25 protein-coding genes and 1 tRNA gene are annotated in these 24344 nt (G+C 38.8%); 15 read left to right on the forward strand and 11 right to left on the reverse strand.

Annotation, left to right across the window (positions count from 1 at the left end; genetic code table 11):
* The first annotated feature begins 235 nt into the window (after positions 1-235).
* The 5 genes from LBH98_05745 to murI all read left to right on the forward strand — a co-directional run bounded on the left by LBH98_05745 (position 236) and on the right by murI (position 3978).
* Positions 236-898, forward strand: a complete 663-nt coding sequence (locus tag LBH98_05745) for a DUF2064 domain-containing protein (protein ID MDR0304254.1) — start codon at positions 236-238, stop codon at positions 896-898.
* A gap of 100 nt (positions 899-998) precedes the next feature.
* Positions 999-1430 (forward strand): C-GCAxxG-C-C family protein, encoded by a 432-nt coding sequence (locus LBH98_05750; protein MDR0304255.1) that lies wholly within the window; start codon positions 999-1001, stop codon positions 1428-1430.
* 85 nt (positions 1431-1515) lie between these two features.
* The gene (gene smpB, locus LBH98_05755) at positions 1516-1995 is read left to right on the forward strand and encodes an SsrA-binding protein SmpB (protein MDR0304256.1); all 480 of its coding nucleotides are present in this window, start codon (positions 1516-1518) and stop codon (positions 1993-1995) included.
* Between the two features lies 1 nt (position 1996).
* Positions 1997-3151 carry an N-acetylmuramoyl-L-alanine amidase gene (locus LBH98_05760; protein MDR0304257.1) on the forward strand — a complete coding sequence of 385 codons (1155 nt, stop codon included), beginning with the start codon at positions 1997-1999 and terminating at the stop codon, positions 3149-3151.
* A complete protein-coding gene (murI, locus tag LBH98_05765) occupies positions 3148-3978 on the forward strand; it encodes a glutamate racemase (protein MDR0304258.1) in 831 nt (276 codons plus the stop codon). Before LBH98_05760 ends, murI begins: the two co-directional genes overlap by 4 nt.
* A gap of 3 nt (positions 3979-3981) precedes the next feature.
* On the opposite strand, the gene lysS is transcribed toward murI, so the two are convergent.
* From lysS to LBH98_05780, 3 genes are read right to left on the reverse strand one after another with little or no spacing between them, the layout of a single operon-like run.
* Positions 3982-5463 (reverse strand): lysine--tRNA ligase, encoded by a 1482-nt coding sequence (lysS, locus tag LBH98_05770; protein MDR0304259.1) that lies wholly within the window; start codon positions 5461-5463, stop codon positions 3982-3984.
* Positions 5464-5481: 18 nt separating this feature from the next.
* Positions 5482-6609, reverse strand: a complete 1128-nt coding sequence (locus LBH98_05775; protein MDR0304260.1) for a hypothetical protein — start codon at positions 6607-6609, stop codon at positions 5482-5484.
* 21 nt (positions 6610-6630) lie between these two features.
* Entirely contained in the window at positions 6631-7203 is a 573-nt protein-coding gene (locus LBH98_05780; protein MDR0304261.1) for an adenylate kinase, read from the reverse strand.
* 191 nt (positions 7204-7394) lie between these two features.
* Between LBH98_05780 and LBH98_05785 the strand changes: the two genes are divergently transcribed.
* From LBH98_05785 to LBH98_05795, 3 genes are all read left to right on the forward strand, one after another.
* Complete coding sequence (locus LBH98_05785; protein MDR0304262.1) at positions 7395-8609, forward strand: HDOD domain-containing protein; 1215 nt, start codon at positions 7395-7397, stop codon at positions 8607-8609.
* An 8-nt stretch (positions 8610-8617) separates the two neighbouring features.
* Positions 8618-9565, forward strand: coding sequence for a transaldolase (gene tal / locus LBH98_05790; GenBank protein MDR0304263.1), 948 nt, complete (start codon positions 8618-8620; stop codon positions 9563-9565).
* Between the two features lie 179 nt (positions 9566-9744).
* Positions 9745-11646 (forward strand): DUF4914 family protein, encoded by a 1902-nt coding sequence (locus tag LBH98_05795; protein MDR0304264.1) that lies wholly within the window; start codon positions 9745-9747, stop codon positions 11644-11646.
* Between the two features lie 74 nt (positions 11647-11720).
* Here the strand turns inward: LBH98_05795 and LBH98_05800 are convergent, their stop codons facing one another.
* The 5 genes from LBH98_05800 to LBH98_05820 form a co-directional block, all read right to left on the reverse strand.
* Positions 11721-12953 carry an acetate kinase gene (locus LBH98_05800; protein ID MDR0304265.1) on the reverse strand — a complete coding sequence of 411 codons (1233 nt, stop codon included), beginning with the start codon at positions 12951-12953 and terminating at the stop codon, positions 11721-11723.
* 59 nt (positions 12954-13012) lie between these two features.
* Complete coding sequence (gene gpmI, locus LBH98_05805) at positions 13013-14530, reverse strand: 2,3-bisphosphoglycerate-independent phosphoglycerate mutase (GenBank protein ID MDR0304266.1); 1518 nt, start codon at positions 14528-14530, stop codon at positions 13013-13015.
* 26 nt (positions 14531-14556) lie between these two features.
* On the reverse strand, positions 14557-14910 hold the full coding sequence (locus LBH98_05810; GenBank protein ID MDR0304267.1) for a hypothetical protein: 354 nt from the start codon (positions 14908-14910) through the stop codon (positions 14557-14559).
* 67 nt (positions 14911-14977) lie between these two features.
* Positions 14978-15796, reverse strand: coding sequence for a hypothetical protein (locus LBH98_05815; GenBank protein ID MDR0304268.1), 819 nt, complete (start codon positions 15794-15796; stop codon positions 14978-14980).
* Positions 15797-15948: 152 nt separating this feature from the next.
* Positions 15949-16680: a hypothetical protein gene (locus tag LBH98_05820; GenBank protein MDR0304269.1), complete on the reverse strand. Its 732-nt coding sequence runs from the start codon at positions 16678-16680 to the stop codon at positions 15949-15951.
* A 213-nt stretch (positions 16681-16893) separates the two neighbouring features.
* Here LBH98_05820 and LBH98_05825 point away from each other — a divergent pair.
* The 7 genes from LBH98_05825 (at position 16894) to hisG (ending at position 21458) form a co-directional block, all read left to right on the forward strand.
* Positions 16894-16970 (forward strand) — tRNA-Val (locus LBH98_05825).
* A 98-nt stretch (positions 16971-17068) separates the two neighbouring features.
* Positions 17069-18991 (forward strand): threonine--tRNA ligase, encoded by a 1923-nt coding sequence (thrS, locus tag LBH98_05830; GenBank protein ID MDR0304270.1) that lies wholly within the window; start codon positions 17069-17071, stop codon positions 18989-18991.
* A 69-nt stretch (positions 18992-19060) separates the two neighbouring features.
* Positions 19061-19648 (forward strand): translation initiation factor IF-3, encoded by a 588-nt coding sequence (gene infC / locus LBH98_05835; protein ID MDR0304271.1) that lies wholly within the window; start codon positions 19061-19063, stop codon positions 19646-19648.
* 29 nt (positions 19649-19677) lie between these two features.
* On the forward strand, positions 19678-19869 hold the full coding sequence (gene rpmI / locus LBH98_05840; GenBank protein ID MDR0304272.1) for a 50S ribosomal protein L35: 192 nt from the start codon (positions 19678-19680) through the stop codon (positions 19867-19869).
* Positions 19870-19888: 19 nt separating this feature from the next.
* The gene (gene rplT / locus LBH98_05845; protein MDR0304273.1) at positions 19889-20236 is read left to right on the forward strand and encodes a 50S ribosomal protein L20; all 348 of its coding nucleotides are present in this window, start codon (positions 19889-19891) and stop codon (positions 20234-20236) included.
* A gap of 99 nt (positions 20237-20335) precedes the next feature.
* Positions 20336-20599: a phosphoribosyl-ATP diphosphatase gene (locus tag LBH98_05850; GenBank protein MDR0304274.1), complete on the forward strand. Its 264-nt coding sequence runs from the start codon at positions 20336-20338 to the stop codon at positions 20597-20599.
* Between the two features lie 10 nt (positions 20600-20609).
* Positions 20610-21458, forward strand: coding sequence for an ATP phosphoribosyltransferase (hisG, locus tag LBH98_05855; GenBank protein ID MDR0304275.1), 849 nt, complete (start codon positions 20610-20612; stop codon positions 21456-21458).
* 78 nt (positions 21459-21536) lie between these two features.
* Here hisG and rpsA read toward each other — a convergent pair whose 3' ends face one another.
* The 3 genes from rpsA to LBH98_05870 form a co-directional block, all read right to left on the reverse strand.
* The gene (gene rpsA / locus LBH98_05860; protein ID MDR0304276.1) at positions 21537-23333 is read right to left on the reverse strand and encodes a 30S ribosomal protein S1; all 1797 of its coding nucleotides are present in this window, start codon (positions 23331-23333) and stop codon (positions 21537-21539) included.
* 36 nt (positions 23334-23369) lie between these two features.
* Positions 23370-24032, reverse strand: a complete 663-nt coding sequence (gene cmk / locus LBH98_05865; GenBank protein ID MDR0304277.1) for a (d)CMP kinase — start codon at positions 24030-24032, stop codon at positions 23370-23372.
* Between the two features lie 211 nt (positions 24033-24243).
* The coding region (locus tag LBH98_05870; GenBank protein MDR0304278.1) for an IS5/IS1182 family transposase at positions 24244-24344 on the reverse strand (101 nt) is incomplete at its 5' end.

Raw genomic sequence — 24344 nt, forward strand, 5'->3', positions numbered from 1 at the left:
TTTGTCAAGGGTTAGTGTGAACACAATGTAAATATTTAGATTATCATAATATAAAATACTCTTTTAAATATGTAACAGATAGAACCTTGTTTTATAATTTATTTGAAAAGCAATTTGTGATGAAAGACAAAGATGAACGTCTGAATTTTTGTTTAGAACAAAGTAAAAAAATGAACAGAATTGTATCAAGCCATTATAATTCAGATAAATACAGAATCCTTTTAAAGGTTATTAAATGAAAAACATATTGATCATATTAGCTAAAAGCCCAGAACCTCATAATGTTAAAACTAGGATGATCTATAAAGATATAATATCCGCAAAAGATGCTGCAATGATATATCAAGAACTTCTTTTTAACTTAGCCAATCAATTAATAATTAATGAAGTAGAGTTTCATCTTTGTGTTAATAACCAATGTATTTCATATTTTAATGATTCTATTTTTAATTCTATACATAAATTATCCCATAATTTCAACAATATAGGAAAAATAATAAAACATGTGATTAAAAATCATTTTGAAACCGAGAATGATAAACTTATTATCTCTGTTTCTGATGTTATATATCCAACTGTAGATATTATTTGTCATTCATTTGAATTATTAGAGAAAAAAGATGTAGTTTTAGGGAAATCTAGTGATGGCGGATTTTATTTGATTGGATTGAAAAAAGAACTAAATATTTTTTCTGATATTGAATGGAGTACAGATAAAGTATTTGGGCAAATGGAAAAAAATATGAATCAACAAAATCTAACATTTTCGACATTGAATGACATTCCAGAGATTGATACCGTGGATGATTTGAAGAAAATATACAAAATTTATATGCACAATAAAGATTTTCAACAAAAATACCCTTTTACTTGGAAAAAAACATTAGAAATCATATAATAAAACAAGATTCAAGATGAGTTAAAAATTAAAAATATTCATACAAAATCAATAGAAATATATTATTTTAAAATACGCATAATTGTCGAAAAGAGGGGATGTGCACGCTGAAAACGCTGTAAAGAATTTTATTTCCGGCGCCAATTGCTGTCAGGCGATAATGAGCGCATATGCCCAAGAGTATGATTTGGATTTGAAAACTTCGCAAAAACTTGCCGCCGGCTTTGGCGGAGGAATAGGACTTAGCAGAAACGTCTGCGGAGCGGTAAATGCAATTGTGATGGTGTTGGGATTGAAGTTTTTTGACACTGTCGATAAGTTTGAACTTTACAAAATTATACAAAACGCTCTTGCCGAATTTGAAAAACGGGCGGGAAGCATAAACTGCGCGCGGTTGACAAATTCGACTTACGGCGAAAGACTGCCTCCTCAGCACAAACAGACATGTTCCAAATACATAAAATTAGCCTGCGATATTTGCGACGAATTTATTGGCGGCGACAATTTTGACGGCGGCGACACCGGCGAATAAAGAGGCAAACACTTGACGCTTTGTCTCTTTTGTTTTGCGGCGAATATTATTTTATGTTAATTAATTATTGAACGGAAAACCTAATATGCAGAAAAAAACAGAAGAAAAAAGCGGTGTTTATATAAAAAATATCGCCCAAAACCGCAAGGCGAGGCACGATTACGAAATAATCGATTCTTACGAGGCGGGGATTGAACTTACCGGAACGGAAGTAAAATCAATGCGTCTGGGAAAAGTAAATATCGCCGATAGTTTTGCGGAAATTCGCAAAGGACAGATTTGGCTCAACAATCTGCACATAAGTTTGTACGAGCAAGGAAACCGCTTTAATCACGAAACGACAAGACAGCGGCGGCTTCTTATGCACAAAAAAGAAATAGCCTATTTGTTTCGGCAAACCGACAGGCAGCCGTTAACGCTTATTCCGCTTTTAATTTATTTCAAAAAGCAATGGGTAAAAATTCAAATAGGACTTTGCAGAGGACTGAAAAAGTACGACAAACGTCAAAAAATCGCCGAAGAAGAATCAAAAAAACGGCTTGCGGCGTTGAAAAAAATGAGATGATATGAAACGGCTTTTATTGATTTTTTTGTTCGCATTTTTTGTATGCGCTCAAACGCAGCAATGGAAGTTAATCGGACTGTCCGGAAATTCTTATCCGATTGACGTGATAAAAGACGGCGAGAAAGGGTATTTCGTCCCCGCATACCAAATATGGAAAAACTTAAATTTTATTCGAACCTCGACCGGCGATACGATAAGCGTAAAAATCAATAAAAACGAACTGAAAATGTTTAGAAACGACGATAAATGTTATTTTAACGCAACGGCGAAAAACCTAAAATATTCCACATTATACACAAATTCAAATACGTATTGCGATATAGCGTCCTTCTGCGAATTGATGAACGCAGCAAGCGGTTTGTATTTTGATCACAACGCTTCGATGAAAGAAATTCGCGTCGGCAAAACCCAAAATATTGACGTTAGTAAAGCAAAAAACATTGTTGAAGACGATAAAATTTCCGGAATTATCGTTATTGATCCGGGACACGGCGGAAAAGATCCCGGCGCAACCGGTCCCGGCGGAACTAACGAAAAAGACATCGTTTTGCCGATTTCGCTCGAAGTAAAAAAATATCTTTCAAAATATAAAAATATCAAAGTTTTTTTAACCCGCGAAACCGATTCTTTTATCGCACTGCACGACAGAGCCGAATTTGCCAATAAAAAAAACGCCGATTTGTTTATTTCTATTCATGCTAACGCTTCGGAAAAAAGTCCTAGCGTAGGCGGATACAAGATGTACTTTTTAAGCGAAGCAAAAGACGAAATTGACGAATGGACGGCAAAACTTGAAAATTCGGTCATAGATTTGGAAAGCAAGGCGCAAACTAACGGTTTAGAATCGATTTTACTGTCTTTGGCAAACAACGAATTTATAAAGGAAAGTCAGGATTTTTCAATAATGCTTGCAAAAAGTTTCGGTAAAAATATGAAAGAAATACAAAAACTCCACACCGGTGTCGGACAAGCGAATTTCTATGTTTTGAACGGGGCGTCAATGCCGGCGGTTTTGGTAGAAACGGCGTTTATTTCAAATACCAAAGAAGAAAAATTACTTAAAGATAAAAAATTTCAAAAAGACGTAGCGGAAAGCATAGGCGGCGCCGCTATAGAATTTTGCAAAAAATACGTAAGCGGTTTGAGAGACAAATGAGTGATTGCAGGCCGATTGGAGTTTTTGATTCCGGAGTAGGCGGACTTACGGTTTTGAGCGAATTGTCAAAAATTTTACCGGACGAACAAATTATCTATTTGGGCGATACGTTACGCTGTCCTTACGGCGACCGCTCAGTAGAAACAATAAGAAAATTCAGCGTAGAACTAACGAAATTCCTCCTGACGCACAATGTAAAAATGGTAATCGCCGCGTGTAACACAGTTTCCGCGGCGGCTCTTGACTGCGTTAAAGAAAGCGCCGGCGAAATTCCCGTAATCGGAGTCGTAGAACCGGGTTGTCGAGCGGCCGTGCAAAATTCGACGTCAAAAAAAATCGGAGTTATCGGTACCCGTGCGACGATAAGCGCAGGCGCTTACGGCAAGGGAATCCGCAAAATAAATCAGGAAATTATCGTGTATGAAAAGGCGTGTCCGTTACTTGTTCATTTGGTGGAAGAAGGCGAGATTGACAGCCGAATTACCGACGAGGTTTTGAAAAAATACTTGTCGGAACTTCTTGATTTGGGAATAGATTCGCTCGTTTTGGGTTGTACGCACTATCCGCTTTTATATAACTCGGTCGTGCGTTGCGCCGGTAAAAACGTCTCGGTGATTAACGGCGCAAAACTTGTCGCCGAAGAAGCAAAAAAAATACTTGAAAAAAATAATCTCTTGAGTGCAAAAAGAATCGGTGAAGACATTCTCTTTGCGACCGATATTACACCGCAGTTTGAACGCCTTACCGCGGCGTTTTTGATGGGCGCCAAAAAAAATATTTGCGAAACGTCTCTTCTTGGGAATTTACCGAATAAGTATTTGAACTAAATCTCACTCAAAATTTTCCGGTCTCAAAAGCGGAAATAAAACCACGTCACGCAAATTCTGCGTATTTGTAAGCAATGCGATAATTCTATCGACTCCCATACCCCAGCCTGAAATCGGCGGAAGCCCGTATTCGATACATTGCAAAAAATCATAATCGACATCCATTGCGTCCAAATCGCCGTCAGCCCGCGCTTGCGCCTGTTGAATAAAACGCTCTTCCTGGTCTATGGGATCGATTAATTCGCTGTACGCGTTTATCACTTCCCACCCGTTTACTACCAACTGAAACCTGTCGGTTTCCAAAGGATTAACGTCGTTTCGCCTTGCAAGAGGCGACAAATCAATCGGATGTTTTATGATAAACGTCGGATTGATAATTTTGGGGCGGCTTACCTTTTTGTAAAGCAGGTCTATGAGTGTTCCACGCCCCGCCTTTTTGATGTCCGCCGAAGTATCTAAAACAATTTTCTTTTCGTTAATTTTTGCCAAAACATCTTCTTTCGTACTACATTCGTAAATATTGATTCCGCAATCACGGAAAATCAAATCGCGAAACGAAATCCTTTCCCAAGCTCCTTCAAAATTTATCTTTTCGCCGTCATATTCGATTCCCAAAGTTCCTTTAATTTCAAAAAGCAAATGTTTTAGCAGTTTTTCCGTGAAATTCATATTATCTTCATAATTCCAATATGCCGCGTAATATTCAAGCAGCGTAAAATCCGGCAAATGCGACGCATCGACACCTTCGTTGCGGAAACTGCGGGCAAACTCATACACTCTTTCAAACCCTCCGGCAATCGCTCTTTTTAAATACGTTTCGGGTGCGATTCGCAAAAAAACGTCAATGTCAAGCGCGTTGTTGTGCGTTATAAACGGCCGCGCCATCGCTCCGCAAGCGTGATTTGTCAGGACGGGCGTATCGATTTCCTGGAAATCGTGATCGTTTAAAAAGTCGCGAATCGTGCGAATTATTTTCGTCCTCGTTTTGAAACGCGCAAGTGTTTCTTCGTTGGATATTAAATCTAAATACCTTTTACGCAGACGAATCTCGTCGTCTGAAATTCCGTGAAATTTTTCGGGTAGATTACGCAACGTTTTCGACAAGAATTTCCAATTTTGCACGTCAATCGTTTTTTCCCCCGTATGAGTCGTAATGAGTTTTCCGGTTATTCCGATAAAATCGCCGACATCCGCTATTTCCTTAAAAAACGCAAAATTTTCACCCAAAACGTTTTTTTGCAAAGCGAACTGAATTTTTCCGTGAAATCCGTATATATGTCCGAAAGCAAGTTTACCGAAATATCTAAGAGCGACAAGTCTGCCCGCCACCGAAACATTTTCGGTATTATCAGGAAGAAGCGCCGCCTGAGCAATCGTATGCGTCGTCTCAAACCTTTCGGCGTAAGGAATCTCGCCATGTTCTTTAATTTTGGCTATCTTGTCAAACCTGACCTGCATTTGCTCGTTAAAATCTTTTTTGCTCATTTATTCTCCGTCACGCTATCAACCAATTTTGTTGTTTGAAATAACTCTTTTCCACGAACCAGTCGGAACATCTTCTTCATTTACAAACTGCCAATCGACCGTACATTTCGTTCCAGCCGGACTTAAATCCTCAGGCTTAATGCCCATTTTCAAAAACACCGCGGGAGATAAATCAATTCCTGCGCCCATACGAACCATAATTCCGTCTTTTGCGTTTCTTGGCGTATCGTTCCCAAAAACATAGTCAAAATCGTCGTAATGGAAAGGACCGGCGTCAAGCCACTGTGCATAAACCCACTCTCCGTTCCCTCTGTCAACACACTTTACTTTAACCCAACGTCCTTTTACAATACTTTCATTATTTCCCCATTTTTTTATATTATACCAGGGAATGTTTTCAACATTTTTTTTTCTGTCACTGCGTTCGTCGTACGCATAAGTATAAATCATTTTACTTTTTTCATAATAGTTATTATCAAAATTTCTAACGGCGTTGAGTAGCGGGCTTGTTGCATCTTCATACTCAAAAACCAAATTATCCATATCGTTATACGGAAGTGCAAAATAGTAAAGATTCTCTTCTCCGTCATAGCCTACGGGAAAGAAATCTTCATCTCTTTGAAAATTCATTTCCGGGCTGTCTTCTTTTGCTTGCCCGTTTACTGTGTATTTTTCTCCCCATTTTTCATCCCAAGCGCTGGGAACATTGGAAATATTTCCATTTGCCTGACTGGCGCCTTCACCCGCCCAAAACGTACTTGCCGTTATATTTTTATGCAAAACATAATCTCCCTTTATTCCGGTAGTAATCGTTATCGTTTCAATCCAATCGCTTGATTTATTCTTATCTTTATCGACGACCCAAAAATTTAATTGGCAAGTTCCGGCTGCGTCAAATTTCAACGTGTCGTTTTTACCTACTTTCTTCTGGAAGCCGTTATTTTTTTTCATGTAATAATTATAATCTCCGGAACCGCCGCTTGCCGAAAGATTTTGAATTATAACGTATTCGTTAATCATAATATTGCGCGAACTCAAAGCGACTTGAATAGAAAGTTCCTCGCCCCCCCCTATTGTCTTATTATCGTCTGAGCCGCAACCGATAATAAACAAAACCAACGCAAAAATCCAAAACACTTTGTTCACAATCAACCTCCTTTTTTGGAGTTAAAATCTATCTATTTCAGCGGTAATCAACTTTGTTATTTCTTCAATGCTTCCCGTCCCTTTAATTGAAACCGCTTTATTCATTTCACTGTAAAATTTAATTACGGGAAGCGTTTTATTTTCGTATTCTTTCAAGCGGTTTTGAATAACTTCCCGGGTGTCGTCCGCCCGTCCTTCAATTTTAGCTCTTTCCAAAAGACGTCTTACCGATTCTTCCTGCGGAACATCCAAAGAAATAAGCATCGAAAGCGAAGTTTTAAGTTTGCTAAGCATCCCTTCCAAAATGTAACACTGAACAAGGTTACGCGGAAAACCGTCAAACAAAAATCCGCTGAATTTTGCGGAATTTTCGGAAATATATTTTTCCAAAATTTGCACGATAATGTCGTCGCCGACCAATCCGCCCGCTTCCATAATGGTTTTTGCCTGCAAACCCAATCCGCTCGCCTGTTTAATTTCGCCGCGCAGAATATCGCCGGTTGATATATGCCCTAATTTGTACTTTTCGGTGATAAATTTCGCTTGCGTGCCTTTACCGGCGCCGGGAGGTCCAAATAATACGATATTCAACATAATTAAGTCCTTTCGTTAAATAAAATGATACTTAAAATACAATATTACCTGTCTAAAAAACAGAAATTTTTAAGCAATAGAGTAAAAATGAAATATTTTTGTTCAAATACCGCGGCTTGCTATGTACAAAAAATATATTCTCCAAAAATTTGGTGTTTTTGCAAGTTTTATTTACTGTAAGGAAACACATTATGGTAAGATTGTTATTAGTTGATAATTCTCCGCAGAATTTGGAAGTTTATAAAGCGCTCTTTATCGGCAAGGAAGAACAATGGAACTGTCAGTTCGCAGACAGTATAAAAGACGTATTTGATAAATTATCAAACGCTGATTTTGATATAATAGTCGCAGACGTTAAAATGCCGGTACTTAACGGTATTCCGCTTTTGGAAACAGTAGCGCAAATGTATCCAAATATTATACGCGTAGTTTTAGTTCCGGCTTTGAGCGCCGATTATCCCAAACATTTTGTGAAATTTGCGCATAGAATAGTTGTTAGACCCGTTTCAGGCGAAAAACTTGAAACATTGATAATCAGGATTCATCGCTTATACAAAACTATTATGCATCCTCAAGGAATGCGTTTTATTGACGGATTGGAAAAAATTCCGTCACTGCCGAAAGTATATGGCGATTTGGTCGCCGAATTGGAAAGTCCGTCGCCGTCGGTAAAAAAAGCCGGATTTATTATTGCCAAAGACATAGGAATGAGTGCGGCTATACTAAAGATGGTAAATTCCGCTTATTTCGGATTAGATAAAAGGGTAACATCGCCTGAATTGGCGGTTTCGCTTTTAGGACTTGATATTGTTCAGGGATTGGTTTTGACGGCGCATTTGTTTTCTGCATTTTCAAACGCCGAAACGAAACTTCTTAATCTTGAAGTAATCGTAGATCATTGTTTGATCGTAGGAAGCTTCGCTAAAGACATAGCCATATATGAGAATCTTCCGTCAAATGTTATTGATTCGCTTCATATAGCCGGAATTCTACACGATATAGGACGGCTTATTTTCGCTTCGCATTCGCCGAAACTTTATCGTAATATTATGGAAATAGCGGCTCAAGAAAATCGTCCCCTGTATGAAGTCGAACAAGAACTTCTGGGAATTATGCACGCAGAAGTCGGTGCGTATCTGCTTGGTCTATGGGGACTTCCGGAATTAGTCATAGAACTCATTGCATACCACCATTCGGAAGAAATACCGGAGTTTCTCGCCGTTGAGTTGAGTATATTAAAGGCGGCGGATGTTTACAGTAAAAATATTCATTCGACAAACAGTCTGGACTCGTCCGAATCTTCGGATAACACGCTTTCGACCATTCCTATTTTTAGAGAAAAAAAAGAAAAATGGTATAATGTTTGCATCGAATCGTTCCGTAAATCCGCAGAAAATAACATTTGAGGAAAATTATGACCTTACTTGAACAATTAAAAAAAAATACGACTATAGTTGAAGACACAGGCGATATAGACACGATAAAAAAACATAAACCGCAGGACGCGACCACAAATCCGTCTCTTCTTTTACAGGCGGCAAAGCTTGTGCAATACCGAAATCTCATTTCAAACGCACTTGAAACGTCTAAAGATAACTGCGAAAATTTACTTGACTCCATGCGTCCGATTTTGGAAAAACTGTCGGTAAATTTTGCAAAAGAAATTTTGGCTATTATACCGGGAAGATGTTCGGTGGAAATCGACCCGACACTTTCTTTTGATACGGAAAATACGATTTTTTCGGCTAAGCGATTAATTTCTTTGTTTGAAAAAGACGGAATTTCGCGAAAACGAGTTCTCATTAAAATTGCAGCGACTTGGGAAGGAATAAACGCGGCGCGGCGGTTGGAAAAAGAAAATATTCACTGCAATTTAACCTTACTTTTCAGTTTCGCACAAGCGGTTGCATGCGCCGAGGCGAAAGTAAAACTCATATCGCCGTTTGTAGGCAGAATTTTAGATTGGTACAAAAAAGCGGAAAATGTCGATTCTTATCCTGCCGCAATGGATCCGGGAGTACTTTCTGTCGGCAAAATTTACAATTATTATAAAAAATTCGACTATAAAACCGAAATTATGGGTGCAAGTTTTAGAAATATCGGTGAAATAACGGAGTTAGCCGGATGTGATTTGCTTACGATCGCGCCGAATTTTATTGAAGAACTTTCGACTACACAGGGAAATTTACAGCCAAAACTTTCGGAAAGCGCGGCAAAAAATTCATCGATAGAAAAAATATCAATTGACGAAAAAACTTTTCGCTGGCTTCATAACGAAGACGCAATGGCGACAGAAAAACTTGCGGAAGGAATAAGAAAGTTTACCGCAGACCTTACAACTCTCGCTAAATTTCTAAATTAATGGTTCAAGTTAATGGTTCAAGATAAACTAAGAAAGCGCTAAATATCATCAATGAATTTATTTTGGCAATACTATATAAAAACCAAAAAAAATTCTCATTTAGTTTTCGGCATAAAATACTTTACATTAGGGTAACTTTAGATTTGCTATCAATGATTTAATAAAAATGGAGGTATTAAATGGCTGGAGTAGCTATTCCTGCGAATGTAAAATTATCGGACGAATTGAAAGATTTGCTTGATAATTGTAAAAAACTCACGATTATAACTTCAGACGAAGAATTGCTAAACGCTTCTGTGGCTGACGCACAATCCGACGGATATCATTATGTCGCCTACGACGTACCGGGCAAAGGGAGTATTGTCGAAGCAAAAATTTGCAGAGTTAAAAACGGAATTTCAGCGAATTATCTTGACCCATATATTAGAAGAAGAGATCCGGACGCCATGGTCATAGGCGACGATTTACCGACGGATAAAGATAAATATTCCGACAGATTCGTCGGTAAAAAATTCTCAGACACTCGCAAAGAGACGTTTGAATGGCTAAAGAAACAGGAATTGACGATATTTTTCTTTTATTCCGGAGTTTCTGAGGAAGTAGGTTATCCGACAATCGCGATTTGTCCTGCAAACGCCGGATTTTTTGCGTTCGGCTTGGCGCAACTGCAAGGGATTATTGATATTTATAAGATAACCAAACCGTTTGAAATTCGTGCGGCTTTATTCGTTGCGCCCCCGTTTAGGCATACCCATTTCGACGGTAAACAGATAGTAGTTCATAATAGAACAAAGACATATCATGAAATATTTTCTTATAATTTATACCCGGGACCTTCGGCTAAAAAAGGTATTTATTCGGTTCTTTTACACTTCGGAGATTCAGAAGGATGGCTTACGGCGCACGCTTCGTCCGTTCGCGTAACGACGCCTTACGGAAAACAGGTCGTTGTTATGCACGAAGGAGCCAGCGGCGGTGGAAAATCCGAAATGCTCGAACATATTCACCGTGAAAACGACGGAACTATTTTGTTCGGCATAAACCAAAAAACAAATGAAAAGAAAAAAGTGGTTTTCAATAAAGTTTGTTCACTTGAACCGAATACGGACGATATGGCGTTATGTCATCCCAAACATCAGAAAGGCGATGGGAAACTATGGCTGACCGACGCCGAAAGTGCGTGGTTTATAAGAACCGATCATATTACGCATTATGGAGTAGATCCGGATATTGAATCGAAAACCGTCGCTCCAAAAGAACCTCTTTTATTCTTGAATATGGATACGGTTCCCGGCGGAACGGCTCTCGTTTGGGATCACATTGAGGATTCGCCCGGTAAAAGATGTCCGAATCCTCGATATATTTTTCCGCGTCGATTAGTTGAACATGTAGTCCAAGAACCCGTTGCGGTTGATATTAGAAGTTTTGGACTTCGCGCTCCATGCTGTATGAAAGAAAACCCGTCTTACGGAATTGTAGGACTCGTCCATATTCTTCCGCCGGCGATTGCTTGGTTATGGCGTTTGGTCGCTCCCAGAGGATTTGCAAATCCAAGTATCGTTGAAAAAGCGCAAGGGATGAGCGCCGAAGGCGTAGGGTCGTATTGGCCGTTTGTTACCGGAAAAAGAGTCCGTCAAGCGAATTTATTGCTTGAACAGATAGTCAATACCCCAAAAACCGTATTTGTTTTGATCCCGAACCAGCATATAGGCATTTGGAAGGTAGGTTTCGCCGGAGAGTGGATTGCACGCGAATATTTGGCTCGCAGAAATATGCCGGTTAAAAGAGATGAAGTTGTTGAAGCAAGGTGTCAACTTTTGGGATATTCTTTCAAAGAGATAGAATTTGAAGGAAATGTGTTCCAACGTTCTTTACTCCGCGTAGAATATCAAGAGGAAATAGGCGAACAAGCATACGATGAAGGTGCGAAACAACTTACGGAATTTTTCAAGAAAGAGCTTGAAATTTATAGAAACGATTCCAATTTGCTTCCGCTTGGAAAGAAAATTATTGATACATTCTTTGCAGACGGGAAAATCGGCGATTATCTCGCATTAATAGGTTCGGACGTCGTCGCTTAAAATTAATTGAAAAATAACAAAAAAGGACTGCTAAAACAAGCAGCCCTTTTTTGTATAACGGTGTAACCGGTAAATTACAATTTCTCAAGCATCTCACTGGCTATCATCAGTTCTTCGTTTGTCGGAATTACCAGAATTTTTGTTTTGGAATCGTTATCCGAAATTTCCGAAACTGTTTTCGTCCCGTTCGCCTTTTTGTTTTTTTCCGGATCCAATTTAATTCCTAATTTTTCAAGCCCGCCAACCGCTTCTTTACGAACCGCATCGTTCCATAATCCGATCCCGCCGGTAAAAATAATAATATCCGCACCGCCTAAAACCGCCAAATATGAGCCGACATATTTTTTTACGCTGTAACCGAATGTTTTTAGCGCTGCAATAGCCCTTTCATTTCCATCATCCGCCGCTTTTGCAATATCACGCATATCGTTCGAAATTCCGGAAATTCCCAAAAGTCCGGATTGTTTATTGAGTAATTTATTCAAATCCGCACTGGTCATTTTATAATTATCCATTAAATAAAGTAAAATAGCAGGATCAATGCTTCCTGACCTTGTTCCCATTATAACGCCTTCGGCAGGCGTGAGTCCCATTGAGGTATCTACGGATTTTCCGGCGTTAATCGCCGTTACCGAACCGCCGTTTCCCAAATGGCAACTTATAATTTTCAAATCTTCTTTTTTTTTGCCTATAAACTCTGCCGCCTTAGTTGAGACAAAACGGTGCGATGTTCCATGAAAACCGTATCGGCGAATTTTCTTCTCGCTGTAATATTCATACGGAAGCCCATATAAAAATGCAAAATTTGGCATTGTATGGTGAAACGCTGTGTCAAAAACAGCCGCATGTTTCGCTTTAGGAAAAACTTTAATCGCTTCACGAATTCCTACAATATTTACCGGATTATGAAGCGGAGCGAGTCCCGATATTTCTTCAATTTTTGCTATAACTTCGTCTGTCAAAATCGTAGTTTCATAAAAAGCGTCGCCGCCGTGAACGACCCGGTGTCCGACTGCCGAAATTTCATCGGGGCTTTCTATTACGCCGTATTTTTTACTTGTCAATTCTTTCAGCATCGCTTCAAATGCAATTTTATGATCTCCGGCTTCTATGTCTTTGTCGAATCTTGAATCGCCGCCTTCATACGAAAGCCCCATAGGTTTCCCTGTTCCGATTCTATCGACTTGCCCGTTTGCACAATATCCGTCTTTGTCGGTATCAAAAAGCGTAAATTTGAGCGATGACGACCCGCAGTTTATGACCAAGATTTTGCGGGATATCGGCGATTTGAGCGTAATGCTGTCCATAAAAACTCCTCATAAGAAATGATTTTGTTAAAAAATAAAACTAAAATAATATATCCATGTTAATGTGAAATTAGAGATTTCCCCGTCATTTCTTTGGGTTGTTTTATACCCAAAAGTTCCAAACAGGTCGGCGCAATATCACACAAACTCCCGCTGTTACGTAAACTTAAATTTCCACCGCCGACAATCGTCAAAGAAACGGGATTCATGGAATGCGCCGTCATTGGAGAACCGTCGGGAAGGTAAATTTGATCGGCGTTTCCGTGGTCTGCCGTTAAAATCGCAATTCCGTTTTTCTTTTGGACGGCTTTTACCACATCATAAACGCATGCGTCCACGGTTTCTACAGCCTTACGAATCGCCTCAGGGACTCCGGTGTGCCCGACCATATCACCGTTTGCGAAATTGCATATAATTACATCAAATTCTTCGTTTTCAATAGCGGCGATTAATTTATCACGAACCAAATACGCGCTCATTTCCGGCTGTAAATCGTAGGTTGCAATTTTCGGGCTATCCACTAAGATATGTGTTTCATTTGGGAATTTATCGTTGTTTTGGTCGTTAAAAAAGAATGTTACGTGAGCGAATTTTTCGGTCTCCGCACAACGCAATTGTTTAAGTCCTGCATCAGAAAGCACTTTGCCGAAAATATTTTCATTTTTAATTTCCGGATACGCTTCCTCAAAATTTCCGTTGTCGTAGAAATGCGTCATTCCCACAAAGAAAATGTTATTAGGAACAGTTGCAAATTCTGAAAAATCTTTTTCCACTATCGCTTTTGTAAGTTCGCGAGTTCTATCGGTTCTAAAATTAAAAAACACGATAACATCGTCTTTATCGACGCCTTTGTATCCGTCAATTAAGTACGGCTTAATAAATTCGTCAAATTCACCTTTGGCGTAAGAATCGTCAACAGCTTCTTTCCAATCGTTTGCCGGCGTTCCCAAACCTCTTATTATCGCATCATACGCTAATTTCACACGATCCCATCTATTGTCTCTATCCATTGCGTAATATCTTCCAACTATGACGCCAAGTTTTCCTACGCCGGTTTTTTTGAAGCCTTCGTCCAAAAACGCCAAATGCTCTGCGGCTGATCTCGGCGGCGTATCGCGCCCGTCGGTGAAAGCGTGAACAAGCACATTATGAAAATTTTGTCTTTTACAAAATTCCAAAAGCGCATGGCAATGACGTGTCGCGGCATGAACGCCTTCTTCTTGAATCAGTCCCATCATATGGATTTTAGCATTTCTTTCTTTTGCGATTTTTACGGCTTTTAGAAACACTTCGTTTTCAAAAAAATCACCGTCGCGGATCGATTTGTCAATTCTTGTAAGCGACTGATAAACAACCCTTCCGGCGCCTATATTCAAATGACCTACTTCGGAATTTCCCATTGTTCCGCGCGGAAGTCCGACAGCTTCTCCGCAAGTTTCCAAAATAGTCGTAGGACTTGTTTTTTCAAAATATTTCGCATGTTCGGTATTTGCAGTCCATATCATATCGCTTTCCGTATGATCTCCAATTCCCCATCCATCGCGTATAATCAAAACCAATGGTTTTTTTACAGGCATTTAAATCTCCTTAATTACTTATTATCTTACAAAAAAAACGACCAATTACTGCTAACTTTATGAGTTCCATCACAAAACGAACAAATTTTTTCACCTTTACAATGACTGCAAATTCCAGACGTTTTGCAAAACGGACAATCTTCTTCATAATCAACAAGATTTATACCTTCGCCGGTATAGTTTTTTGTGCTGGAAATTCTTTTCCCCGTTGCACCGCAGAAACTGCACTTCCCGCTTCCGTTACAAGTTCTGCACTTTCCGCTTATATCGCAGACAGGACAGGTTTGAACGCTGTATCTCTCAGCTCTTTCATTTATTTTTGGGTCGCAGGAAACGATAAATAAACTAAAAAACAACAATGTAAAAAATATTCTTTTCATAAAAGAAAAATCCTCCGCAAAATTTCTTTCAAAAATAATATTTCGCGGATATGTTTTTTGTTATAAATTAAAATTTAATCAAATTAAGAACACTAGAACGCATCATGTTACCTTGAGCAAGCATGGAAATCGCCGCTTGCTGTTGAATTTGCCTTTTCGTCGTTGTAATTATTCCGTCTAAATCATCCAATCCCAATACATTCTTCGCCGCTTCGGATAAAGTATTTCCTGAAATTTCGTTCAAATTTATCTGCGAATTTATTCCGTATATGAAAGCGTTTAATGCGCCCATATATTTTGCCGCGCAGTCAATTTGCGTCTGAATTTCCGCTATTGCTGCACTTTCTCCTAACGTCAAATCAATTCCGCCGACGTTTACTTCTAAACCAGCATCGAAAGAAACAACAAACTTGTCGTTAACATTGTTCGGATTTATGTTTACTTCAATAAGCGGCTGCGAAGAACTGTCATTCAAAAGTTTTTTGCCGTTAAAAACCGTATTATCAATAGTTTGAGAAATCAAATCTTTAATTTCGGTTATTTTATTTTCTATGATTTTTTTGTTAATTGAGTCTGTTGTCGGCTTAAAGTACTCTTTCGTTAAATGCATAATATCGTTAAGGTCGTCAAAAATCAAACTCATACTTTCCGATGCGAGATCAAGTATAATTTTCGCCTGATAAAGCCCGTTTTTCGCCGTTTCATACCATTTTGCTTGATAATTATATGAGTTTCCGACAAAATAATCCGCTACGCCGTTAGACGGATTCATAACTTTTTGTCCTGCGGCGATACTCATAAGAGATTGTTGTAGAACTCTCCCGTTTGATGCGACAAAAGCCGATATGTTGGCGAAATTATTTCCGCCCGCTATTGTGTTAATCATAAAACCTCCCTTGTGCGCTTCTGTGTCGCCTTTCCCCAAAGGTTTTGACGCAGAATTAACCTTATCCGCATTTTTTCAATGCGGATATTTCGGTTGATTTATCGGAGTCGTTCCCCAACAGCCCCCGATAAATCTTTGAAACATTAAATTAATTAAGAAAACAATCTCGCCAAATTTGACTGCGAAATATTTGCCTGCGCCGCCATAGCGATAGTCGCCTGTTGACGAACCGCAAGAGCGGTCGCTTTACTTATCGACTGCACTTCATCAATCGCACCGATATTAGCCGCAGTACTTTCTTTTGCCGCGATAATATTCTCATTGATTGTTAGTTGACGGTCGGCAGCAACTGTAAATGCTTCTGCTGTAGCAGTGTATTTAGCAACTTCACCAAGCGCATCTTCAACATCTGTCGCAGAACTTGTATTGTCCAAAGCAGAAAGTTGGGTAATAATTCCAGAAACATCAAACTCCAGCGTAGAAGTCCCATCCCCCAAAGTTACAGACGCTTTCTCAATAATATCGTTGCCTACCTGCTTATTGTTCGTAAAAATTTTTTGAATTTGCTCTAATTGAGCGTCAAGAGCATCACTGTCAGCACCATTTTCTACCATTTTCTTAAAATCCGAAAGAGCCTTGTACGCTTCATTTCCAATACTTGTGGCAATAGTGCTTTTTTCTTTCGCAGAAATCAACTCATCGTTAACTCTTTGATAAGTCACTACAGATGATTCCGCCGCACGCATTTTCATGAAACTCGCAAAATCGTCGCTGGGTTTTGTGAATCTTTTACCGCTTGCAATTTGTTCCAAAGTTTTTGTGTAATCGGTTGTCTGCTGTCTGTAAAGTTGAGACAAACCTGACGTTGATACGCTTAAAATCATAGAAACCTCCCTGTGTTATTGTTTTTATACTCCTAAAAGCCATGCTACGGCTTTTCTTCCCCAAGAAACCGCCGTGCATCTAACTTCCCCATTATTTATATCGACATAAATTTTGAAAACTTTAGAAAAATTTTTAATTTTCTTAATTTATTTGTTTTTAATGAAAAATATTGCTTTCTTTAACGGCGAAAATTATATTACCTGCGTTTTGTTGGGCGGCTAGCTCAGTTGGTTAGAGTACTTGCTTGACATGCAAGGGGTCAGCAGTTCAAATCTGCTGCTGCCCACCACGAAACAAACTTACAGATTCCAAGGTTATTTTCGCACCGCAGGAATCGGGCGATAAAGCGCTTTATTTTAGAAGCGAAATGTTTTGAGGTTAATGATTATGGTGGTATTCCTTTCGGACGGCAGCCGTATTGAAATCGCGGACGGTTCGAGCGTTGCCGATTGTGCGACAAATATAAGTTTGAGCTTATCAAAAAACGCTCTTGCGGGGGTGGTCAATGAAAAAACGGTCGATTTAAACCACAAGTTATTCGACGGCGACAGAATTTCGATATTGACTTTTGACGATGACGCAGGCAAGGAAATTTTTTGGCATTCTTCATCGCATCTGCTTGCTCAGGCGGTTCAGGAATTGTATCCGAATGCAAAGATTGCGGTAGGTCCCGCCATTGAAAACGGTTTTTATTACGATTTCGGCGATGTAAATCCTTTTACTCCACAAGATTTGGAAGCGATTGAAAAAAAAATGATGGAAATTTCAACGCAAAAAAAGTCTTTTGAACGTTCGATTATTTCCCGTAAAGAAGCAAAAGAATATTTTGAACAAAAAGGCGAAAAATATAAAATAGAATTGCTTGAAGAAAATATTCAGGGCGACCCGTCGTTTTATGAACAGGGCGATTGGAAAGATATGTGCCGCGGTCCGCATTTGCCAAATACCGGATATATTAAAGCGGTAAAACTGTTTTCTACAAGTTCGGCGCATTGGCGTCCCGAGCGGCACAAAGACAATCCGGTTATGATGCAGCGAATTTACGGTATTTCGTTTCCCAAAAAGAAAGATTTGGACGATTATATTACGCTTATAGAAGAAGCGAAAAAACGCGACCATAGAAAATTAGGCAAAGAATTGGATTTGTTTAGTTTTCACGACGAAGGAATCGGATTTCCGTTTTGGCACACAAAAGGAATGGTAATTTATGATACGGTCGCAGAATACAGCCGAAAAGAACATTTGAAACACGGTTACGGGGAGGTGAAAACTCCAGCCGTTTTAAGTGAGGAATTGTGGCACAAAAGCGGGCATTGGGACAAATACAAAGACAATATGTATTTTGTGGAAATTGATGAACGTCCGCATGCGATTAAGCCGATGAATTGTCCGGGCGGGCTGTTGATTTATAAAAATTCAATTCGTTCTTACCGCGATTTACCGATTCGAAATTTTGAATTTGGACTTGTGCATAGGCATGAAAAATCGTCGGTACTGCACGGGCTTTTCAGAGTACGCCAATTTACGCAGGATGACGCGCATATTTTTTGTACGCCGTTGCAAATTGAAGAAGAAATAAACAATGTTATAGAGTTCATTTTCGATGTTTACAAGACTATGGGTTTTAATGATTTTTTTGTTGAATTATCCACAAAACCGCAAAATTACATCGGCGAAGATTCCGTTTGGGAAATTGCCGAAAAATCATTGCAAAACGTACTTGAAAATCGTAAAATAAACTATAAATTGAATCCTGGCGACGGAGCGTTTTATGGACCGAAAATCGACTTTCACATTCGCGACTGCCTCAAAAGAAGCTGGCAATGCGGAACTATTCAATTAGATTTTAGTATGCCGATGAGATTTGAGTTGGAATACACGGACAGTGACGGTCAGAAAAAATGTCCCGTGATGATTCATAGAGCGTTGCTTGGTTCTATGGAAAGGTTTATCGGGATTTTGCTGGAACATTACGCCGGATTTTTGCCGCTTTGGCTTGCTCCGGTTCAAGTGAAAGTTATGGCTGTGTCCGATACCTTTATGCCGTTTGCCGAGAATGTGTTCAACAAACTGAAATCAGCGGATATTCGTGTAGAAATTGACGCTCGAAACGAAAAAATAGGGTTTAAAATTCGCGATGCGGAAACGCATAAAATCCCATATATGTTAATTATAGGCGAAAGAGAACAAAACGACAATTCGATTTCGGTTCGCCTGCACGGAAAAGGCGATGCCGGTCAAATGAAAATTGATGAATTTATTGCGAAATTACAAAAACAAATATCCGAAAAAAGCGGGTATGATAAATAAACGCGGGAGGACAAAATAGCGGGAAACAACAGATTTCAGAGACCTCAAAAAGAAGAGGATAGTACTCGTATTAACGAGATGATTCGTTATCAACAGGTCAGGGTTATCGGTCCTGGAAACGAACAAATGGGACCTATGTCTTCAAAAGAGGCGTTATCTGCCGCTCAAGACAGAGGGTTAGATTTGGTTTTGATATCGGAAAACGCATCTTTGCCGGTGTGTAAAATTATGAATTACGGAAAGTACAAATACGAGCAGTCGAAAAAGCAAAAAGAAAATAAGAAAAAACAAGCGAAAGGCAATGTTAAAGAGATAAAACTTCATTCGCAAACCGACAAACACGATTACGATTTTAAGATGAAACATGCAAAATCGTTTTTGATTAAAGGGCATCGAGTGAAAATTACCGTCGTGTTTAGAGGACGTGAAAATATGTATAAAGATTTGGGATTGAAAGTGTTGGAAAAAGTCGATGAGGAATTGAGATTGTTAAGTAACGCTGAAAAACAATTCTTTATTGAAGGAAGATGCATGATTTCCAATTATATTCCGGATATGAAGAAAATTAAGCAATACGAAAAAGAGCATCCGGACGAATTTCCGCATCTGAATAAACTTGAAATTCCGAATGAAGACGAAAATAATCAGGTTGAATAATATAAAAAACAATTTTAAAAGGAGAGTCTATGCCAAAAATGAAAACCCGGAAAGCTGCTAAAAAGCGCTTCAGTATAACGGGAACAGGGAAAGTTCGACGCAACAAGGCGTTTGCGAATCACATTTTGACCAAGAAAAGTCCGAAACGCAAAAGAAATTTTCGCGGATCAGCGCTTGTTCATCCTACACAAGTAAAAAAAATCAAAGCAATGATTGCTTAATTAAAGAAAGGAAATAACGATGCCGAGAGCAAAAAATCGAGTTGCTTCAAGAGCAAGGAGAAAAAGAATTCTGTATGCCGCTAAAGGGTATTTCGGTAAAAGAAAAAATGCAATCGTAAGCGCAATGGACGCCGTGTGGCGTGCAGGCGTGTATGCTTACCGTGACAGAAAACAAAGAAAAAGACAATTTAGAGCGCTGTGGATCATGAGAATCAATGCAGCGGTGCGCGAGCATGGGATTAACTATTCAACGTTTGTAAACGGTCTTAAAAAGAATAACATAGAATTGGACAGAAAGGTACTCGCAAATCTTGCGGTAAACGATCCTGAAATATTTAAAGTGATCGTAGAAAAAATAAAATCATAAACAATTGAAATTGATAAGGATTTGAAAGGGGTAAATTTTACCCCTTTTTGTTTTTGCGAAAATATTATTTTATCTTGATATAAGAGGAGAGCGTAATTGATGAAAACATTTGAAAGTTTGTTTAACGAATTAGAAACAAAAATTAAAAACAAGGATCCGAATTCGTCAACATTTAAGGAATATGAAAAAGGCGTTCACTTTATCGGAAAAAAAATAATAGAAGAAGCGGGCGAAGTATGGATAGCCAGCGAATATGAAGGAAACGAAAAGACTGCTGAAGAAATGTCGCAGCTTATTTACCATATTCAAGTAATGATGCTTGCAAAAGGTATTACGATAGACGATATTTATAGATATTTATAGAGGAGAAATTATGTTGAAAATCGCGATCCCAAATAAAGGAGCATTGTCGGAAACGACGGTTGATATAATAAAAAAAGCGGGATATAAATGTCAAATATACGGTAAAGAATTAGTTGTACGCGACAGTGAACACGATATAGATTTTTATTTTTTACGTCCGCGCGACATCGCTGTTTATATCGGCAACGGAATTCTTGACTTAGGAATTACCGGACGCGATTTGTCAGTTGACAGTAAGGCGAAATACGAGGAAATACTCCCGCTGAACTTTGGAAACTCCAAGTTTTTCTACGCCGTTCCTAATGATAGTACGCTAACCGTTGACAAACTTAACGGGAAACAAATCGCTACGGCATATCCAACTATTATCGAACAGGATATGAAGAAACGCGGTTTTAATTTTGAAATAATAAAACTTGACGGAGCGGTGGAAATTTCAGTTGAATTAGGCGTTGCGGATGCTATCGCTGATGTCGTAGAAAGCGGAAGAACCCTCATGGAAGCCGGACTGAAAACGATAGGTGAACCGATTATGGAATCGGAAGCGATTATTATTGCAAAAAATAAAAATAAATTGAACGAACAAACGGCAAAAATTTTTGTTAAACGCATTGAAAGCGTAATTATCGCAAAACAATTCGTTATGGTTGAATATGACATATCAAAAGAAAATATTCACAAAGCGACAAAACTTACTCCGGGAATCGAATCGCCGACGATTTCACCGTTAAACGAAAACGGATGGTTTGCGGTAAAAGCGATGGTAAAATTCAAAGGGGTAAATAAACTTCTAGACGATTTGCACGATACGGGCGCAAAAGGAATCATAGTCAGCGAAATAAAAACTTGCAGGTTATGAGATATTTATGAGCGGACATCCGAGTTTTCTTTACTCTGCCGCCCACTCATAAAAATATTCCATATTAAAATAGAGAAATCATTCTTCGTCTTCCGCTTCTTTCAAAGCGTTTTTAGCCGCTTCTTCATCGGCGCGGATTTTTTCAATAGTAACGCCTTTTTTAATCGGATGCTCGCTTTTGTATTTTTCAAAACCTTCTGCGTTTCCCTTGAAATACTCCGTTATTGAAAGAACAATTTTTTGTCCGTCCAAGTCAAATTCAATCACTTCCGCAGGAATTTTATCGCCTACCGAATAAATAAGCGCAGAATGTTCAACCTGTTCTCCGATTTCTTTCGTAGGAATCGAACCTTCAATACCATCGTCAAAATCAAGTACTATACCTCTGTCGAGAATGCGAACTACTTTGCCCTCGACTTTTGTTCCGATGGTGTATTTTTTTGACAAATCATTCCAAGGATCTTCCGTCAACTGTTTTATTCCAAGAGAAATACGATGCTTTTCTTCATCAACGTCGATAACTTTGACTTCAACTTCCTGTCCTTTTTTGAATACTTCGCCTGGATTAAGAACTTTCTTCGTCCAAGAAATATCGGAAACGTGTATAAGTCCGTCGATTCCGTCTTTGAGTTCAACGAATGCGCCAAAAGCCGCAATGTTACGGATTTTTCCCGTCAATACTTTTCCTACGAAAAATTCATCTCGAACGTTTTTCCACGGATCCTCCAAAAGTTGTTTAAGTCCCAAAGAAATTTTTTGTGAATCTCTGTCGATTTTAAGAACCACCGCGCTGACAATATCGCCTATGGAAACAATTTTAGACGGGTGCTTAATATGTTGAGTCCAAGACATTTCGGAAATGTGAATAAGTCCCTCGATTCCTTTCTCAAGTTCCATAAACGCACCATATTCGGTGATTGAAACGATTTTTCCGCTGACTTTAGATCCCTCGGGATATTTCTTTTCAATATCTTTCCAAGGATGTTCCTGCAACTGTTTAAGCCCAAGTGAAATTCTATCTTTATCTTCGTTGAAATCAAGAACCATTACGTCAATTTCCTGATGAATAGACAAAATATCTTTGGGATCTCCGATCCTGCCCCATGACATATCAGTAATGTGTAAAAGACCGTCAACTCCGCCCAAATCAATGAATACGCCGAAATCGGTAATATTTTTCACAACGCCTTTTCGAACTTGACCTTTTTCAATCGTCGAAATAACATTTTCACGAAGTTTATCGCGTTCTTCTTCAAGAATCGCACGGCGGGAAACAACGATATTTCTGCGTGTTTTATTAACTTTTATTACACGCAAGTCAAACGTATTGCCCAAAAGATTATCCAAATCAGGTATTTGACGCAAATCTATTTGAGAACCGGGTAAAAACGCGTCAACTCCAAATAAATCGACTGCAATTCCACCTTTAACTCTTTTCATAAGTTTACCTTGGATTATTTCTTTATTGTCATGCACTTCGTTAATTCTATCCCAAACGCGCAAGAAATCCGCACGCGATTTTGACAGTAACAAATTACCGTTGCTGTCTTCAAGTTTTTCTACAAAAACTTCGACATCGTCACCCGCTTTGAGTTCGTCCAAGTTTCGAAACTCATTTACCGAAACCAGCCCGTCGGATTTATATCCTATACCTACATAAACATCTTTGTTGGTTATTTGTAAAATTTTCCCTTTAACTATTTCTCCAGGGATAATATCGACAATTGAACCTATTTTCTCACCTTTTTCCTTGTAATTGCTTAATTTTTGTTCAATTTCGGCGGGTGTACGATACCCTTCTTCCTGAAAATCTTCTAAACTGACACTGTTTCCGGAAGCGTCAACACCGGTTAAAATACTCTTTTTCACAGCCATTCGGCTTTCTCCAATTGGTTAAGGTTAAACATATAATTAAAAACTTCTTTCTTTCGCATATTTAACAATCATTTCGGTTTGCTCTTCAAATTTTAAATTTGAAGTATCGATTTCAATCGCGTCTTCAGTTTTGCAAAGCGGAGAATTTTCGCGGGAAGAATCCTTTTTGTCACGGATTTCAATTTCTGAAATTAACTCCTCAACTGTTTTTTTTACACATAATTTTTCATAGTCCTTTTGCCGCCTTTTCGCTCTGTTTTCAACGTCCGCAATCATAAAAATTTTGAGTTCGGCATTTGGAAAAACAACGCTTCCCATATCACGCCCTTCGGCTACCGAATTTTTGCCGTTTGCGATATTGCGTTGAAGTTCCACAAGTAATTCGCGTACTATTTTTACCGCACAATAATCGGAAACGTTTTTGGTAACAGCATCGCTTCTTATTTCCTGTGAGACATCTTCACCGTCCATGACGACTTTTACATTCGGCACGACTCCGTCAAATTCAATTTTGGTGTTTCGTACCAATTTTTCCATTTTGGCATCATCGCGAAAATCAATATTTTCTCTTAACGCTTTAAGCGTAATCACACGATACATCGCACCGGTATCAAGATGTTGAAAACCTAACTTCTGCGCAACCGCTTTCGCCGTGCTGCTTTTACCGCTTCCGGCTGGTCCATCAATCGCTATTATCACAAATTCTCCAAAAAATTCGTGTGAAAAATACTATTTGGAGAGAATCGATTTCTATAATTATGCAGATTTTATTGTTTTTTACTTTAATTTGAAAAAATTATACAGAATTATGTCAAATAATTATACGTCTTCCCTGTCATACTTCTCGCCTCGACAACAATCAAATGCGTACCATTTGTAAAAATTTTCAGAAAATAGACCTCTTGCGAAATCAATAATTATTTTCATAATTGCATATCCCCGCTATTAAATTAAACCTTAGTTTAAATCTTTTTCTTCTGTTTCTGTATTTTTCAGATATTACCTTAAATC

It is taken from the genome of Chitinispirillales bacterium (assembly GCA_031254455.1).
Taxonomy (GTDB): Bacteria; Fibrobacterota; Chitinivibrionia; order Chitinivibrionales; family Chitinivibrionaceae; genus WRFX01.

Bases quoted from the DNA above. Each gene is read 5' to 3' on its own strand.
- LBH98_05745 (MDR0304254.1), top strand. From the start codon at position 236: ATGAAAAACATATTGATCATATTAGCTAAAAGCCCAGAACCTCATAAT.
- smpB (MDR0304256.1), top strand. From the start codon at position 1,516: ATGCAGAAAAAAACAGAAGAAAAAAGCGGTGTTTATATAAAAAATATC.
- LBH98_05760 (MDR0304257.1), top strand. From the start codon at position 1,997: ATGAAACGGCTTTTATTGATTTTTTTGTTCGCATTTTTTGTATGCGCT.
- murI (MDR0304258.1), top strand. From the start codon at position 3,148: ATGAGTGATTGCAGGCCGATTGGAGTTTTTGATTCCGGAGTAGGCGGA.
- lysS (MDR0304259.1), bottom strand. From the start codon at position 5,463: ATGAGCAAAAAAGATTTTAACGAGCAAATGCAGGTCAGGTTTGACAAG.
- LBH98_05780 (MDR0304261.1), bottom strand. From the start codon at position 7,203: ATGTTGAATATCGTATTATTTGGACCTCCCGGCGCCGGTAAAGGCACG.
- LBH98_05785 (MDR0304262.1), top strand. From the start codon at position 7,395: ATGGTAAGATTGTTATTAGTTGATAATTCTCCGCAGAATTTGGAAGTT.
- tal (MDR0304263.1), top strand. From the start codon at position 8,618: ATGACCTTACTTGAACAATTAAAAAAAAATACGACTATAGTTGAAGAC.
- LBH98_05795 (MDR0304264.1), top strand. From the start codon at position 9,745: ATGGCTGGAGTAGCTATTCCTGCGAATGTAAAATTATCGGACGAATTG.
- LBH98_05800 (MDR0304265.1), bottom strand. From the start codon at position 12,953: ATGGACAGCATTACGCTCAAATCGCCGATATCCCGCAAAATCTTGGTC.
- gpmI (MDR0304266.1), bottom strand. From the start codon at position 14,530: ATGCCTGTAAAAAAACCATTGGTTTTGATTATACGCGATGGATGGGGA.
- LBH98_05810 (MDR0304267.1), bottom strand. From the start codon at position 14,910: ATGAAAAGAATATTTTTTACATTGTTGTTTTTTAGTTTATTTATCGTT.
- LBH98_05815 (MDR0304268.1), bottom strand. From the start codon at position 15,796: ATGATTAACACAATAGCGGGCGGAAATAATTTCGCCAACATATCGGCT.
- LBH98_05820 (MDR0304269.1), bottom strand. From the start codon at position 16,680: ATGATTTTAAGCGTATCAACGTCAGGTTTGTCTCAACTTTACAGACAG.
- thrS (MDR0304270.1), top strand. From the start codon at position 17,069: ATGGTGGTATTCCTTTCGGACGGCAGCCGTATTGAAATCGCGGACGGT.
- rpmI (MDR0304272.1), top strand. From the start codon at position 19,678: ATGCCAAAAATGAAAACCCGGAAAGCTGCTAAAAAGCGCTTCAGTATA.
- rplT (MDR0304273.1), top strand. From the start codon at position 19,889: ATGCCGAGAGCAAAAAATCGAGTTGCTTCAAGAGCAAGGAGAAAAAGA.
- LBH98_05850 (MDR0304274.1), top strand. From the start codon at position 20,336: ATGAAAACATTTGAAAGTTTGTTTAACGAATTAGAAACAAAAATTAAA.
- hisG (MDR0304275.1), top strand. From the start codon at position 20,610: ATGTTGAAAATCGCGATCCCAAATAAAGGAGCATTGTCGGAAACGACG.
- rpsA (MDR0304276.1), bottom strand. From the start codon at position 23,333: ATGGCTGTGAAAAAGAGTATTTTAACCGGTGTTGACGCTTCCGGAAAC.